16 protein-coding genes are annotated in these 14,187 nt (G+C 57.9%); 5 read left to right on the forward strand and 11 right to left on the reverse strand.

Annotated elements, in window-relative coordinates; all coding sequences use genetic code 11:
* Positions 1-68: 68 nt before the first annotated feature.
* From ACTG2T_RS01315 to ACTG2T_RS01340, 6 genes are read right to left on the reverse strand one after another with little or no spacing between them, the layout of a single operon-like run.
* The gene (locus ACTG2T_RS01315) at positions 69-1,274 is read right to left on the reverse strand and encodes an acyl-CoA reductase (RefSeq protein ID WP_330124498.1); all 1,206 of its coding nucleotides are present in this window, start codon (positions 1,272-1,274) and stop codon (positions 69-71) included.
* Complete coding sequence (locus tag ACTG2T_RS01320) at positions 1,253-2,308, reverse strand: LuxE/PaaK family acyltransferase (protein ID WP_330124499.1); 1,056 nt, start codon at positions 2,306-2,308, stop codon at positions 1,253-1,255. The genes ACTG2T_RS01315 and ACTG2T_RS01320 overlap by 22 nt, the downstream gene beginning before the upstream one ends.
* Positions 2,305-3,663: an AMP-binding protein gene (locus ACTG2T_RS01325; RefSeq protein ID WP_330124500.1), complete on the reverse strand. Its 1,359-nt coding sequence runs from the start codon at positions 3,661-3,663 to the stop codon at positions 2,305-2,307. The genes ACTG2T_RS01320 and ACTG2T_RS01325 overlap by 4 nt, the downstream gene beginning before the upstream one ends.
* On the reverse strand, positions 3,660-4,409 hold the full coding sequence (locus tag ACTG2T_RS01330; protein ID WP_330124501.1) for an SDR family NAD(P)-dependent oxidoreductase: 750 nt from the start codon (positions 4,407-4,409) through the stop codon (positions 3,660-3,662). Before ACTG2T_RS01330 ends, ACTG2T_RS01325 begins: the two co-directional genes overlap by 4 nt.
* A complete protein-coding gene (locus ACTG2T_RS01335) occupies positions 4,409-4,642 on the reverse strand; it encodes an acyl carrier protein (RefSeq protein ID WP_021230851.1) in 234 nt (77 codons plus the stop codon). The genes ACTG2T_RS01330 and ACTG2T_RS01335 overlap by 1 nt, the downstream gene beginning before the upstream one ends.
* Positions 4,639-5,175, reverse strand: a complete 537-nt coding sequence (locus tag ACTG2T_RS01340) for a GNAT family N-acetyltransferase (protein ID WP_330124502.1) — start codon at positions 5,173-5,175, stop codon at positions 4,639-4,641. Before ACTG2T_RS01340 ends, ACTG2T_RS01335 begins: the two co-directional genes overlap by 4 nt.
* Before the next feature lie 165 nt (positions 5,176-5,340).
* On the opposite strand from ACTG2T_RS01340, the gene pseF reads away from it, so the two are divergent.
* From pseF to ACTG2T_RS01365, 5 genes are read left to right on the forward strand one after another with little or no spacing between them, the layout of a single operon-like run.
* On the forward strand, positions 5,341-6,036 hold the full coding sequence (gene pseF, locus ACTG2T_RS01345) for a pseudaminic acid cytidylyltransferase (protein ID WP_330124503.1): 696 nt from the start codon (positions 5,341-5,343) through the stop codon (positions 6,034-6,036).
* Positions 6,026-7,282 carry a UDP-2,4-diacetamido-2,4,6-trideoxy-beta-L-altropyranose hydrolase gene (gene pseG, locus ACTG2T_RS01350; protein ID WP_330124504.1) on the forward strand — a complete coding sequence of 419 codons (1,257 nt, stop codon included), beginning with the start codon at positions 6,026-6,028 and terminating at the stop codon, positions 7,280-7,282. Before pseF ends, pseG begins: the two co-directional genes overlap by 11 nt.
* Positions 7,283-7,288: 6 nt before the next feature.
* Complete coding sequence (gene pseI, locus ACTG2T_RS01355; protein ID WP_330124505.1) at positions 7,289-8,335, forward strand: pseudaminic acid synthase; 1,047 nt, start codon at positions 7,289-7,291, stop codon at positions 8,333-8,335.
* Positions 8,328-9,620 carry a motility associated factor glycosyltransferase family protein gene (locus tag ACTG2T_RS01360; RefSeq protein WP_330124506.1) on the forward strand — a complete coding sequence of 431 codons (1,293 nt, stop codon included), beginning with the start codon at positions 8,328-8,330 and terminating at the stop codon, positions 9,618-9,620. The genes pseI and ACTG2T_RS01360 overlap by 8 nt, the downstream gene beginning before the upstream one ends.
* On the forward strand, positions 9,617-9,853 hold the full coding sequence (locus ACTG2T_RS01365; protein ID WP_127007613.1) for a hypothetical protein: 237 nt from the start codon (positions 9,617-9,619) through the stop codon (positions 9,851-9,853). The genes ACTG2T_RS01360 and ACTG2T_RS01365 overlap by 4 nt, the downstream gene beginning before the upstream one ends.
* Here ACTG2T_RS01365 and ACTG2T_RS01370 read toward each other — a convergent pair.
* Genes ACTG2T_RS01370 through ACTG2T_RS01390 form a run of 5 tightly spaced genes read right to left on the reverse strand, consistent with a single transcriptional unit; the run spans position 9,850 to position 14,163 of the window.
* Positions 9,850-11,172 (reverse strand): DUF4910 domain-containing protein, encoded by a 1,323-nt coding sequence (locus ACTG2T_RS01370; RefSeq protein WP_439973770.1) that lies wholly within the window; start codon positions 11,170-11,172, stop codon positions 9,850-9,852. The two genes, ACTG2T_RS01365 and ACTG2T_RS01370, sit on opposite strands and share 4 nt — an antisense overlap.
* Positions 11,162-11,569, reverse strand: a complete 408-nt coding sequence (locus tag ACTG2T_RS01375; protein ID WP_111899744.1) for a VOC family protein — start codon at positions 11,567-11,569, stop codon at positions 11,162-11,164. The genes ACTG2T_RS01370 and ACTG2T_RS01375 overlap by 11 nt, the downstream gene beginning before the upstream one ends.
* On the reverse strand, positions 11,566-12,321 hold the full coding sequence (locus ACTG2T_RS01380) for an AAC(3) family N-acetyltransferase (protein ID WP_407704244.1): 756 nt from the start codon (positions 12,319-12,321) through the stop codon (positions 11,566-11,568). Before ACTG2T_RS01380 ends, ACTG2T_RS01375 begins: the two co-directional genes overlap by 4 nt.
* On the reverse strand, positions 12,318-12,551 hold the full coding sequence (locus ACTG2T_RS01385; protein WP_111899742.1) for an acyl carrier protein: 234 nt from the start codon (positions 12,549-12,551) through the stop codon (positions 12,318-12,320). The genes ACTG2T_RS01380 and ACTG2T_RS01385 overlap by 4 nt, the downstream gene beginning before the upstream one ends.
* Positions 12,544-14,163, reverse strand: coding sequence for an HAD-IIIC family phosphatase (locus tag ACTG2T_RS01390; protein WP_330124507.1), 1,620 nt, complete (start codon positions 14,161-14,163; stop codon positions 12,544-12,546). The genes ACTG2T_RS01385 and ACTG2T_RS01390 overlap by 8 nt, the downstream gene beginning before the upstream one ends.
* Between the last annotated feature and the right edge of the window lie 24 nt (positions 14,164-14,187).

Consider the following 14,187-nt stretch of genomic DNA (forward strand, 5'->3'; position numbering starts at 1 on the left):
TACTGCAAGAGCCGTGCCTGACCAATCTAATTCATTGATATGACTTGATTTATGTGACCTGGAATCCACTATTCAATACGATCAAGCTGACGGCTGCAGGCCACCAGCATGTCGATGCCGTCCCAGAGCCATTCGAATGCCAGCGCTTGTCCCGGACTTGCCACCCGATCGATACGGCAGCAAGGCGACAGCGGTAGCTCACACTCAAGCCGCGTTTTATCTGGCCCAACCCAGACACAGGTCTGCATATCCCAAGGCTGTAGCAGCAACTCATCAAGGGTATCGGCAACAAATTCGGCGACTGTACCTCCTCCGATGTGTTCAAGCCGCAAAGAGGCGGTGGGAGTCAATAAGGTGACGCCAGAGAAGGTGTCAAGCTTCATCTGGCCATCATAGGCGGCATTTTGTTGACTATTGATAAGGCGTTCCATCATCAGGAAGGGATTATCTGCAAATGGGGCGAAGATCCCTTCGAGCAGACAACGGCGCAACGCACTGGTGGGAGTGCCCAACCAGCAAATGGTGGTGGGGGACGCGCAGGCTTGTTGATTGAAACGGGTAAAGTCTTGTTGCAAAGCCGCGACCACTTGCCGCCACGCAGCAGCATCCAGGTTGGCGAGCCATTGGCTATCCAACACCACCATGGAGCGGCGATCCGGAAACACGATTTCCTGAGCACGGGGTGAGAGCGGAATAGCCCGTACCCGGCTGATGGTTTCATCACCTCCCCAGATAATGCGAAGCCGACACCGGGCCGACAGCCAGGCGGTGACGCGCTCGTCATGGTCATACCGGATAAAACGGGTACGCGAGGCAATCTCTTGCCACTCGGGCAGAGAGAATAGCTCGTTCAGGATGGCCAGCATGGCCTCTTGCACCGGGTCGATGCGCGATGAGAGACGTACCACGGACCCATTGCCCATCAGCAGCGCCATGACCCAGGAGTAGAACGCGACGGTCGGCACGTTGGAGGGGACCAGATGAAAAACCATCCCCAGCGGGGCGCGCCCTGCCATGCGTTTACGCTGTACCTCAATCTGGCGCTGCCGCAACCAAAAACCAAAAGCGGCCAGATCCGGGTTCTCTCGCCCCTCCTTCAGCAGACGAGCAGAGAGCGCAGCCACAAAGTTGCAGATGACGGGCGCAAAGCTTGGTAACGGGCGAATGACAAAACCTTGCCAGCCACTGACGGGAGCCACGAAAGCGACCTCGGGCCCCGCTTGCCACATGGCATCTTCTGCATCTGACCGGATCACTGGAAAGTGTCGCTGCATCCCCTCACCTCGGCGCCTTGCTGACGTCCTGATACATGAAAATAGCGGCCACGACGACCGCAGGGACAATCATCCTCGCCCAGTAGCACACCAAGATCTTCGCTGAGTAAACTGTGGCCTGGATAACTTTGGGGAATGGCAGAGATCACCTGCAACAAACCGGGTTGGCCGATCCCGAGCGGTCGATGGGTCAGCGGATCCCGCACCAGCAGATCAGCAAAAAGCGGGGCGTGCAGATGGCCCTGCTCGCACTCGACAAACACCGATCCCACCTGCTCCACCATTCCATAGAAGTTGTGCACCCGACTCAGCCCCAGCTGTTCATGGCAACACTGCTTGAAAGCTTGATTATCCACCGCTAGGTGTTGCAGCTTCTTCCAGCCACCGCTGTGAAAAAGCGTGCCCTGCGTCAGCGGCAGTTGCAGACCTCGCTCACGCAGCGGTTCCAGCAGACATTGCCAGACCATGAAGGTGAAACCGAACAACAGGACCGGCTGGCCCGCATATTTGTCACAAAAGGCCTCGATGACAGGCCAGTTGGGCCGCATCTGCTCATCGAGGGCATAAGTATGGTCACGGCCAAGGAAGGAGAGCCCCAGCGCACCGGCTCCTCGGGCTGAAAAGCCGCTGCGGTTTTGAATAAGGGCAGGTTGCTCCACCAGCAGCATGGGCAACCGTTGCTTGCCGACAAACTCTTGCAGGATCTTCACCAGCACCTTGCTCTGCAGGGCGGCGGTCTCCCTGTCCAGCACAATTCGTGACGGCGTTCCGGTAGTGCCAGAGGAGGTCAGCACCTTGAACACCTCGTCTTGCGGCACGCTCTGCCATTGGTCCAATTTGAACAGGCGGGCGGCCAGATAGGGAAGCTCTTGATAGGTCGAAGCCTGACCCCAGCCAAACGCCGACAGAATATTGGCAAAAGCTGGACACCCCTGCCCGTGCCGCTGCGTCAATTCATTCAGGCGAGCAAGGAGCAGCCCACTTTTTTCCTGTTGGGGCAGCCCGAAAACCGGCGCATCAAACAGCCTGTTCATAGCTGCTCCAGCGCTGTTAATAGGGCCGGATAATCAATCTTCATATTGCTGCGTCGTGGCAAATGGTGTTGGTAGATACGCACGCTTGATGGTGGCACCATCAGCCAGCGGGCCAGCTCCAGCTGTAGTGCATCACTGGGGCACGCGTCTGCCTCGATGGCTACCAACAGGCGATCATCGCGGCCGGTAGCGGCGCTGGAATAGCCCCTCCCCTGCAACCAGGCTTCCACTTCAGCCAAGCTTACCCGTTTGCCAAACAGCTTCAGGAAACGGTTGAGTCGCCCGGTCAGATAGAAGCGGCCCGCCTCATCACAACGAGCCAGATCGCCGGTAAAGAGCGCATCCATATCACGTCCCCGAACCAGATCTTCAGGGCGCTCGGCATAGCCAAGCATCACATTTGGCCCTTGGTAGACTAACTCCCCTTCCCCGTCGGGAAAGCCGGGCTCATGACGCAGAGAGAGACGCCCGCCCGGTACGGCACGGCCGATGGCATCCGGGGCAATCATCACTTCATCGTGCGCCAGCCAGGCAATGCGCGGCGCCGCTTCGGTCTGGCCATACATCACGAAAAAACGGCGTCCCAGCGCAGCTGCCTGTTCGGCAAATTGCTTTGCCAGTGCCGGCTCAAGTCGTCCTCCGGCCTGGGTCAGGGTCATCAGGCTGGGATAGCGGGCCCACTCAAAACGCAAGCGGTTTAGCATCTGAAAGGTAAACGGGACCCCCGCCACGCTGGTGACCTGATGGCGATTTACCTCATCCCAGAAGTGGCGCTCAAGGGGACTGGCAGTACATAAAACCAGCGAGGCACCAGCCAAAAGATGGCTGTTGAGCACCGACATACCGAAGGAGTAAAAAAGTGGCAATGAGGTGATGGCTCGCTCACGCCCGTTCAGCGCCAGATATTCGGCGATGGCCGCGGCATTGGCATCAAGATTGGTTCGCGACAATCGCACCCATTTGCAGGAACCTGTACTGCCCGATGTCGGCAGCAGCATGGCCAGCTCAGGGTGAAGCGAGGGCGCATCGCCAAGATGCGCAACTGCCCCATCCTCCAATACCCGCAGACTGACACTAAAGCGCTGGCACTGCTCATGGTGCAACCGGGCATCCTGTGCAGGATCGGCCAGCATGATGGCGTGGCCATCACGCAGGGCCAGCAAGTAGTGAAGCAGATGCAGGGTGGATGTCACAAATGGCAGGTAGACCAAATGGCGACCGGCAGGATAGATGGTGGCCAACTGCGCCACACGCTGGGCCAGCTCACCATAACTGAGCCACCCCTCTTGCGGGTCTCGCCAGGCGGGCTCGCTGTTACCCTCAACCAGATGGGCCAGCAAATCAGGCCGGTTCAAATCACCATCCCCCCATCGACCCCAATCACCTGCCCGGTCACATAGCTCGACAAGTCGGACGCGAGAAACAGGGCCACTTTGGCCACTTCATCTGGCGTGCCAATCCGTCCCATGGCGATGCTGGCCACCCGCTCGGCAAACTTCTCTTGCGGGATAGCATGCGCCATATCGGTATCGATAAACCCGGGGGCAATGGCATTGACCCGGATCTGGCTGGCGGCCAGCTCCTTGGCCAGTGACTGGGTAATACCGATCACCGCCGCCTTGCTGCCGGCATAGCAGCTTAGCCCGGCGGCCCCCACCTGCCCCATCAGGGAGGCGAGATTGATGATGCTGCCACCACCACTGCGCCGCATCAGGCGGGCGGCATACTGGCTGCAGTAGATCACGCTAAAGGTATTGTTGCTGAATGTCTTTTGCAGATGGGTCTGGTTAGCCATCCCCAATAACGCCTCTTCCAGCATGCCGGCATTGTTGACCAACACGTCCAGCTGACGAGTCTGAGCAAACAGCTGCTGAAAAGCCTGCTTGACCGCCGACGGATCAGCCACATCAAAACAGAGAGGCTGGCAAGGCACGCCAAACTCGGTACCAATCTCGGTCGCCAGCTGGCTCATCGTCACCTCATCACGGCCTCCCAGCCACAGTTCAGCCCCCTGAGAAGCAAACTGGCGGGCGATGGCAAGACCGATGCCACGCCCGGCACCGGTGATCAACACACGTTTGCCCTGCGACAGCCCCTGCATCAGAAAGCGACCCCGTACTTGGCCAGGATCTCGCGCGCCTTGCCGACCGAACTCATGTCGATAATGTCATCGGTGTCGAGCAGCACGCCGTAGTTATCCTCCAACTGGGCAATCAGCCCCATGTGGGCGACGGAGTCCCACTGCGGGATGCTATTGTAGGCCAGCCCATCGCTGACGCTGCCGATATCGAGACCCAAAGCCTCGGCAAAAACCTGTTCCAATGCGATTGTCATCTGAAAAATCTCCGTAGCCGCTCACGGGCGACATAGTAATCCGCAGGCAGCAGTTCCAATGCAAAAAATCCGTTCTCTTGCCCTATCTGGCGATAACCCAGTTGTTCATTCAAGCGCAGGGCCGAGCGATTGTTCTCCCGAACCAAAGTGCGGATACAACCGATGTGCAACTCGTCAAAACCCTGATCAAGCTGGGATAAGGCAGCAGCAACGGCCAGCATGGGATGCCGCACGGTCGAGTTGCCCAGATAGAGTCCCGCATCGGCAATCGCCTGCCCCTGTAGCGCGTCCTGGCACTCACCTTTCAGATTGACGTAGCCCGCTCGCACGCCCTTGCACCAGAGCACCCAGTGCTGCTGATCCTGCCGCTCAAGGGTGGCGGCGAACCATTGGCGCTGTTGCCGTGGCGAAATACGCGTCTGGGATACCATCTGCATTCGCACCTCATCCTTATTGCGCCAACGCCGCAAGGCAAGAAGATCCCACGGCTCTATCGGGCGTAACTCAACGCCATAGCTCATCTTAAACGCCATCCACTTTTCATGAACTGTCTCTCTTATCGACCACACTGCTGCCATTCCGTAGCAAAAATCGATAATACAAGCAGAAAAACCAGTATAATATCAAAAATAATCAAAGAGTTGTCATCGATTATCCTGGCTTTGACCAGTCATTAATCCAGCGGAGAGAGCCCATCTATGGCCATCGCCATTATCCCGGCCCGGGGTGGCAGCAAACGCATTCCACGCAAGAATATCCTCCTCTTCTGTGGTCAGCCCATGCTCGCCTATGCCATCCAGGCGGCGCAGAAATCTGGCTGTTTCAGCAAGGTGGTGGTCTCCACCGATGATGAGGAGATTGCCAAGGTTGCTCGTCAACTGGGCGCGGAAGTACCATTTCTGCGGCCAGCCAACCTCGCCGATGATCACACAGGTACCACCCCTGTGGTGATCGACACCATCCAGCGGCTCGACCAGCTCGGCATCCAGGCAGAACACTACTGCTGCATCTATGCCACGGTGCCGCTTATCCAGGCCAATGACCTGAAGGCCGCCTATCAGCGGCTGACCGCAAACAAGGCACCATTTGTCTACACGGTGGCTGAATTCGGCTTCCCTATCCAGCGCGCCGTGCGCATGGATGAGCAGGGCCGGGTCACCCCCTTCTGGCCAGAACAGATGGCGAAACGCTCTCAGGATCTGGAGCCTGCCTATCAGGATGCTGGCCAGTACTATTGGGGGACGCGGGCTGCCTGGTTGGGCGGGATCAGCCCCATCGGTGGAGAGGGGATTGGCCATATTCTGCCAAGACACAGGGTGGTCGATATCGATACGCCGGAAGATTGGCATCTGGCCGAACTGCTCTATCAAGTGCTGGCCCAAGATGGCGTTTAAGGTTGCCTTCCGGCTCGACGCCGGCGCCGAGATCGGCCTGGGTCATCTGATGCGCTGTCTGGCCATCGCCGATCGGCTGATAACGGCTGGCGCCGAGTGCCACTTTCTCTGCCATCAGCTACCGGCCCACCTGTTGCCACTGCTTCAATCCCACCAGCATCACCCCCTTTGCGCTCTGGACGACGCAGGCCCATTGCCCACCTTGCGTCCGGAGTGGCTGGTATGTGATCACTACCAGATTGATCGGCAGATCGAGCAGACATTGGCAATCCACTGTGATCAGTTGCTGGTGATCGACGATCTGGCCGATCGCCCTCATAATGGTCAGTTGCTGCTGGATCAGGGGCCACTGCGCAGCGCCGCCGATTACCAGCCGCTCACCCAAGCCGATTGCCGACTGCTGCTGGGTACCGACTATGCCCTCCTGCGCCCCGCCTATCGCCAGCTGGCGCGGCCACACGCCAGTCAGTGGCAACGGGGCCTTGTCTGCTTTGGCGGCGCCGATCCCGCCGGCGCCTGCCTCGTCACCCTCAACACGCTGGCTCGACTGCCATGGGCTAAAACCGTCAGCTGGACTCTGGTAGCCGGTGGGGCCAATCCTTTCTGGCCCGAGCTGCAACAAAGGGTTGCCGAACTGCCCGATCTGCCGCTCACCCTGCTGAGTCAGAGCGACCAGATGGCCGACCTGATGAGCCGACACGACTTCGCCATTGGCGCTGCGGGCGGCATGACTTGGGAGCGAGCCTGTCTCGGCCTGCCGACCCTAGCGGTGCCCATCGTCGACAATCAGCAGTTCAACGACCAGGTGATCGCCCGCTTCCAGCTGGCCGAGCGGCTGACTCTGAGCGAGCTGGCCGAGCCTGAGCTGCTCCTGCAAACCCTGCACCGGCTTGAACAACAGTCAGACGACTACCGCCGCCGTGGCCAGCAACAGGTGGACGGGCTGGGGCTGGATCGACTCACCGCCTGGTTGCTGCAACAATCGGATTATCAGCTGTTACCTGATGGTCAACAGTGGCAACTACGCCACGATGACAAACCACTGCTAACCCTGACTCTGGACGGTCAGCACCTGACATGGCAGGCCACCCGGTCACTTCAGCCCACGGAGTGGCAAGAGCTGGCACATCGCTTGCAAACAATTTTCTCCCAATTTCCCCTCTATCTTGCCGAGCCACCGCAGATAGCGCCCCCTGCCCCCTGGCAGCCGGCGCCGCAAGGCTGGCAACTTGGCACAGGAATCTGAACACAGATGCAGATCGATCATCGCCCCATCAACCAGGAACAGGCCCCCTATGTGATTGCCGAACTGTCGGCCAACCACAATGGCAATCTGGACCGAGCCCTGGCCATCATGACCGCCGCCAAAGCAGCGGGTGCCAGCGCCGTCAAGCTGCAAACCTACCGCCCGGATACCATCACCCTCAAAAGTGATCGACCGGAATTTCAGATCCACGGTGGTTTGTGGGATGGCCACAGCCTCTACGATCTTTATGAGTGGGCGCACACCCCCTGGGAGTGGCACCAGGCGCTGTTTGCCAAGGGGCGCGAGCTGGGACTGACGGTCTTTAGCAGCCCGTTCGACTTCAGCGCGGTGGATCAGCTGGAATCCCTCGATTGCCCGGCCTACAAGATCGCCTCCTTCGAGCTGGTGGATCTGCCCCTCATTCGCTACGCCGCCCAGACCGGCAAGCCGCTCATCATGTCCACCGGCATGGCGATCGAGGCCGAAATTGCCGCCGCGGTCGAGATGGCACTCAAGCACGGCAACGGCCAGCTGGCGCTGCTGCACTGCGTCAGCGGCTATCCGGCGCCGGCGGCCGAATATAACCTGCGTACCATCCCCATGTTGCGCCAGCGCTTCGGGGTCGAGGTGGGGCTCTCCGATCACACCCTGGGGTCGGCCACAGCCATCGCCGCTACCGCGCTCGGGGCCACCCTTATCGAGAAACACTTCACCCTGGCCCGCGCCGACGGCGGGCCGGATTGCGCCTTCTCCATGGAGCCGGCGGAACTTACCGAACTGGTAACCTCGGTCAATACCGCCCATGCCGCCCTCGGAGTGGCCGATTACCAGCTCACAGCCAGTGAACAGGGTAACCGCGCGTTTCGCCGCTCCCTCTATCTGGTCAAGGAGATGGCCGCCGGCGAGGTGCTCACCGCAGAGCATATCAAGTCGGTGCGCCCCGCCCTCGGCCTGCCCCCGGCCGATTACGATCGGCTCATCGGCAAGCGGGTCAACCGCGACATGGCAGCCAATCAGCCTCTCAACTGGGATTGGATTGCACAAGATGAATGAAGATCTGCTGCGCCACCATCTGGCGATCATCGAACAGCGTTGGCCACAGCTTGCTGCCCACCTCACGGTGGCACAGCTGGGCGATCTGCAGGTGGAGTTGTGTGAAGGCCTCAGCAGCACCCTGCTGGTCAATGGCATCCAGCTCACCAGCCGGCACGATCGGGTGAAGGAGGCCGAACTGCAAGCGGCAACTCTTCCCGATGTACCCGTGCTGCATCTTTATGGCACCGGACTCGGCGATCTGCAGAAGGTGTTGCTGACACGCCCCCGGTTAGAAACCCTGCATGTCCATATCATGCACCACAATCTCTTCACTCTGGTGCTGGCCTTGCTCGAGCACGACGAGTGGCTGCAAGACCCCCGGGTAGAGCTGAGCCTCGCGGCCGATGAACAGGAGATTGTCCTCCCCTTCTTCGCCCTCCCCAGCGAACTGGAGCTGGCCGAAGATGCGGCCTGCCGCATTCGTGGGCGTTTGATTAGCGAGATACTGGCCGGGTACACTCGCCAACGCTTTGATCCTGCATCGCCACGGATCTTAAGCCGGCTGGCTGAGAATATGTCTCTGGTGGCAAAAGATGGTGACGTGAGCTCTCTATTTGGCTCTCGTTCTGATAGCAGTGCACTGGTCATCGCCAGTGGACCCACCCTAGCACAACATCTGCCAAAACTGGCTGGCTGGCTGGCACATCATCCCGACTGGCTGGTGATTTGCGTCGATACAGCGCTGGTTTCGTTACGCAGTTATGGCCTTGCGCCTCATTTAGTGGTCAGTATTGATGATGCGCTTACCCCAGACAGGTTGCCAGGGGCAGGGTTGGATACAGTCCCTCTTGTCTACGCGCCCATGGTACCATCCGACACTCTGAATGCTTGGCCAGGCCCACGGCTTACCACCTACTCAGTCAGTCCCATGTATGCAGCGCTGGCTCGCAAACATCCCAAGGGAACCCTGCATCAGGGAGGAAGCGTCATTCATCCGACCGTCGATCTGGCAGTACAAATCGGATGCACTGAGGTACTCCTGCTTGGTTGCGATTTTGCCTTCCCCGGTGGCCAGACCCATGCCGGCTGGCAAGACGGAGCTCTCGGCCCCAGCGCCAGTCAGGCACTGAGCTGGGTCGTGGATGGTCATGGGAACCGGGTCAGCACCAATCCCAACTTCACAACCTATCAAATTGAGCTAGAACGCTATATGGCAGCCCATCCCGAAGTTCATTTCTGGAACAGCAGCCGAGATGGTGCTGCTCTGCTCGGCAGTGAATATCATCCGGACTTTGTATCATGACGCTCAAACACCATTGCATCACACTCGCCCACCGTTTTCGGCTCGGCCACCATGTGGAGAGTGCTCTGACCCTTCCTGATTTACTCGAACAGGTTTTGCTGGCGCTCCCACACGAACATCGCAGCGAGGCAGCCAGAATCATTGCCGCATTGCTGGCATGTCAAGAGCGCCATGACTGGCTTGGATTAGCCGATTGGCTGGAAGGTGAGCTGGCAGCTCTGTTAAGCACCTAGACCAGACTGAGCAAGTCCGCTTCAAGCAACATGTCTGCCAGCTGGCGGGCTTGCCAGAATGGAATGTGGATCGTCTCGGCAATCTCGAACAGGGTCATATCTCCATCACTGTAAGCAAGCAGGTTCATCATGTCTCGCACAGCCCATCCTGACCAGCGGGTCGACAGATCCGGATAGAGACCGCGCTTGCCCATTTGTGGTTCGCAAAGCACCGTTACTCGATAACGTCCATCCAGCTCAATACATTCAATTGCCCTGCGCACCGCCATAAAGCCTCCCGCCAAGCCAGCAGGAGTTACGAGAGAGAGATCATCAAGCGAGGTGTGATACTCAGGGTAACAACCATATTTTGTGCGCATAATCGAGGCGATCGGCAGGTCAACCCCGGGAGCGCACAGCTGACGCTCATTGGAACCTCGGTCCAGAAAGCTGAAACGATGAAATCCCGGGTCAATGTGGGCAAGAGCGTGCAATGCGGCTCTGTCAGCCAATGTGCCACCACGGCGTGAGGGCAAATAGGAGTAACCACGTTCATCCCCAAGACAAGAGAGGTTGAACCCCGCCAGCGTCTGTGCCTTGAGGTATGCCAGATGGCGTGACAGGTACACAATGGCGCCCAGCGTTTCAGGCACTAATATGAGGCGATAGCTATACCGGCGACGCGGCATACTGGCGAGCCAGGCCATCAAAAACACACCGACCAAGGGACCCGAAAGCTCGTTGTTGGCCATGGATGGATGGCAAAGATAGCTTGACAGCAGGATCTCTTGCTTGCTCTCTCCTGCCAAACACATATCGGCATAAGTCAGTGACCCCGGAGCAAGCGTCGCATCGATCACTACCCGGTACTGCCCTGGCTGCAACTGTTCACGAACCCTGTGAGTCAGACAAAAGCCCCACCGACGCCGGTAGTAGGAAGTGACATAAGGAATGGCATCAGGCAACTCCGGTAACGAGTGCAGGTGCGGCTGCAGTTCTTCCAGGGACAGAATTGTATCAACAGGCTCTGAATACCCCACCAGATGCAGATTATGATCGCGAAAATCGACTACCCGACGCCCATCCGGCCCCACTATGTAAGCCTCGCGTACGTTCCATTCTTCAGGCACTTGCCAGTCAAAACATTCAGTACCGGTCGGCACTTCGTGAACCTGCAACTCCGGCAGGCAATGGCATAGCAATGCAAGGCTTTCTCGAACGCCATTACCGGTCAGACTGCGATTGATAGGATAAAGGCGCACCGCCAGATCATACATGGCCTGGCCAATCTGCGTCGGGTCTTGCCAGTCTGCAGGTAAAAAATCCGTGTCAGGAGTCATGGGTATGCTGAACCAATTCGACAATGTGCCCAAGCGGGCTTAGGAAAAATTGAACGTGGGCGCCGCCAAACGCGATAGCGGGCTGGCTAGGCCCGAGGGGAAGATGACGCTGGGCCCGCAGTTTTTCGGCAGCCATTGCCAAGTCAGCCACCTCATAGGCCAGATGATTGAGCAGGTTATGACGGGTACGTAGCGCCTGACTGACGGGGCTATCATCACTGGCCGGTGCAATCAGTTCATAGCAAATCCCCGCATCATCATAGGCAAAACAGATATGCACCCGCTGCAACGGATCGAGCACCGGCTCGCTAAAGCGGGAAAGCCCGAGGGTCTCGCAGCAATAACGTACGCCAAGATCCAGTTCGGCCACCACCAGTCCAATATGGTGCAGTTTCATCTTCCCTCCCCGATAAGCGCATGGGGATGGACAGCGATCAGCTCTTTTGCCACCGCGGCAAAGTCGGCGCAGCGTACGGCCCAGACAGGTAACCGTCCAAACACCCCCTGGTGCCATTTGTCCTGATTTTTAAGGGCTTCAACCAGACGGGAGAGGTCTATCTCGCTGGCCAGATCGAGTCTTCGCACAAAGTAGTCACAATACCAGGGGCGCACCATTCCCTGCTCGCGGACATCACCCTCAAAGCGTTTCATAAAGCGATAATCGACACCTAGTTGCTGCTCGACATAGTGGGTGAAGGTAATGCGATCGGGATGACAGGCAAAACCGGCAATCCAGCCATCGTGGGCCGCCAACCAGGCGAAGGGGCTCTCTTCACCAAAGCAGTCATGACCCCCTGCTGCAACCACCTGGTCACGCCCCGCTCCCCATACCGCAACGCTGAATATAGGATCGCGGGTCCGCGCAACCCCTGGCAGAGTGCGAAACTGCTCCGTCATCAGGCCCACTTCACTGGGAGACGTCGCCCTGTCGAAACAGGTCTGACGAGTCAGGCTATACGTGAATGTTGGCACCAGCAGAGTGCCCTCGTTTCCAAGCCACTCCTGCATCCCCAACCAAAAAGCATGTATGCCGGCTTCATTGCCCCGTCCTGGAAACTGGGCCACAGCCATGGCGTCAGAGTGAACCATTATAGCGCTCCCTCGTGCGATCCCGAGGGAGCCAAGAATATGAGAGAGAGCTTCAATCACAGGGCAAGACCACGACGCAACAGCGCCTCACGAACATCCTGAAGCTGTTTCATCGTCGCCAGCTCTTCAGGCTCGAAGCGAACCGAGAACGTCTGTTCAACCAGTAACAGAAAATTGAAATGACCGAGCGAATCCCATTCCGGAAAGGCCCCAAGTCCCAATTGATAGTCGCCTCGCGTGACGGTTGCAGAAGGAAACTGCTGTTCCAACAGAGTGAAGAGATCAGTCATGGTGATAAAACTCCAAAAAAGGCAAATTCAGCTGTTCGAGCGCCAGACTATGGTAATGCTCATGGGAAAAACGGGCGGGATCCGGATTATCACAGGGGGTCAACGACAGGGATGCCAACCATGTCAGCGCAGGTTCATTACGTGCACAACGGTTCGAGCCAATAACCAAGCGCTCGATCCCCGCCTCGCGCAATGCAGCCGAGACTCTATCCAGTAACCAATATTCGAGCCCTCTGGACAACACTCTGCAACTCAGAGCCAGCGTATCGAGCAATGCCAGTTTGGGCGTGAGGTTTATGATCAGCACCAAGCCAACCAAACCATGATCGGCAAAGCGATCCTGCAACGACACTAGCCAGCACCAGCCAGACTGCGCCAGCCGTTTGAGCTCGCTCGCCTCATATCGCTGACAGGAGAGATTAAACTGGTTGGTTTTATGGATGATCTGCTCGGCACGAGCAAGGTTATCCACCGCCAACGGCTGTATCGCCGCACGCAACGACAAGGAGGCGAGAAAATGTTGTTCACTGCCAACCTCGCTACGTAACCGGGCGGCATCTGCCAATGCCAGATAGGAGGCCTGACGAACAGCGTCATCACCACTGAAGGTACGCGAGAACCCCCCATAAGTGAGCAAGGTTGTAGGCCATACCCAAATATCTGCTGGTGGTTCAATAACATCGACTTGTGGCAGTGCATGGCGAACTTCGGCCCTTTCCAGGGGGGAGTCATCCCAGAAGACCAAGGCCTCAAGCCCCAGATTGAGGCTGGCAGCAATATGTCGCAAACCTTGAGATTTAGAGCCCCAACCAATGGCAGACGCTGCAACATTTCGCCTTTTGAGTCTCATGGCGCCATGCTGCTCAAACACCAGCCAAACATCTGCAGGCTCGTTTTTAGAGCACAATGCCAATAACACGCCACGCTGATACCAATAGAGCGCCGCATCCTGAAACGACTGATAGAGTTTGCCGAGACCGTCCTGACCAAGGTACAGGCCAGTCAACCCCTCTTCACCCACTACCCCCCCCCATAGGGTATTGTCACAATCGAGCACCAGCACCTTGCGTATCGGCGCCTGATCAAGCATCCAACGCGCGGCAATCCAGTCGGCAAGGCTGGTCAAGCCGTGCATCGAGAGAGGACAAGAAAGAAGGTAACGATTACGCTCGTCCACACAATGGGCTCGCCCCTGCTCAAAGAGCCAGCGACCCAGCCCCAAATCCCTAATATGGTGACGTGCAAGTGCTCGGGTAAAACAGATATCCAGCTGCATCATCCAGGGGTGAAGAGCGCCACTCACACCGCCTCCTTGCAGTGAACAAGCACCGAGATAAAGATGAGGGAGCCCCCGCAGTGGCGAGAGCAATGCTTCCAACCAGGTGTCGATGGTTTCGGACAATGCAGGTTCAGCCAAGGTGTGCCAATGCTGGCATTCGCTGTCGGTCAGCAGTTGTTCCCAAAACCAGAGCACCAGATGTCCGTCACAAGCGGCCATCGGCTGCCATTGACCTTGAGGACAAAATTGCAACTGTGCATGTCGGGCCAAAGGAGCCCATGCCACATTACCGGGCATGAGAAATGCGGTGGATGCCAGGGAAAGGGTGGCCATATATGCACCTGAAAGGATTAAATA

Source organism: Aeromonas sp. 75A, assembly GCF_051919425.1.
Classification (GTDB): Bacteria; Pseudomonadota; Gammaproteobacteria; order Enterobacterales; family Aeromonadaceae; genus Aeromonas; species Aeromonas veronii.

What these genes read in the sequence shown, in the direction of transcription:
- ACTG2T_RS01315 (WP_330124498.1), bottom strand. Translation starts at nt 1,274, where the DNA reads ATGCAGCGACACTTTCCAGTGATCCGGTCAGATGCAGAAGATGCCATG.
- ACTG2T_RS01320 (WP_330124499.1), bottom strand. Translation starts at nt 2,308, where the DNA reads ATGAACAGGCTGTTTGATGCGCCGGTTTTCGGGCTGCCCCAACAGGAA.
- ACTG2T_RS01330 (WP_330124501.1), bottom strand. Translation starts at nt 4,409, where the DNA reads ATGCAGGGGCTGTCGCAGGGCAAACGTGTGTTGATCACCGGTGCCGGG.
- ACTG2T_RS01335 (WP_021230851.1), bottom strand. Translation starts at nt 4,642, where the DNA reads ATGACAATCGCATTGGAACAGGTTTTTGCCGAGGCTTTGGGTCTCGAT.
- ACTG2T_RS01340 (WP_330124502.1), bottom strand. Translation starts at nt 5,175, where the DNA reads ATGGCGTTTAAGATGAGCTATGGCGTTGAGTTACGCCCGATAGAGCCG.
- pseF (WP_330124503.1), top strand. Translation starts at nt 5,341, where the DNA reads ATGGCCATCGCCATTATCCCGGCCCGGGGTGGCAGCAAACGCATTCCA.
- pseG (WP_330124504.1), top strand. Translation starts at nt 6,026, where the DNA reads ATGGCGTTTAAGGTTGCCTTCCGGCTCGACGCCGGCGCCGAGATCGGC.
- pseI (WP_330124505.1), top strand. Translation starts at nt 7,289, where the DNA reads ATGCAGATCGATCATCGCCCCATCAACCAGGAACAGGCCCCCTATGTG.
- ACTG2T_RS01360 (WP_330124506.1), top strand. Translation starts at nt 8,328, where the DNA reads ATGAATGAAGATCTGCTGCGCCACCATCTGGCGATCATCGAACAGCGT.
- ACTG2T_RS01365 (WP_127007613.1), top strand. Translation starts at nt 9,617, where the DNA reads ATGACGCTCAAACACCATTGCATCACACTCGCCCACCGTTTTCGGCTC.
- ACTG2T_RS01370 (WP_439973770.1), bottom strand. Translation starts at nt 11,172, where the DNA reads ATGACTCCTGACACGGATTTTTTACCTGCAGACTGGCAAGACCCGACG.
- ACTG2T_RS01375 (WP_111899744.1), bottom strand. Translation starts at nt 11,569, where the DNA reads ATGAAACTGCACCATATTGGACTGGTGGTGGCCGAACTGGATCTTGGC.
- ACTG2T_RS01385 (WP_111899742.1), bottom strand. Translation starts at nt 12,551, where the DNA reads ATGACTGATCTCTTCACTCTGTTGGAACAGCAGTTTCCTTCTGCAACC.
- ACTG2T_RS01390 (WP_330124507.1), bottom strand. Translation starts at nt 14,163, where the DNA reads ATGGCCACCCTTTCCCTGGCATCCACCGCATTTCTCATGCCCGGTAAT.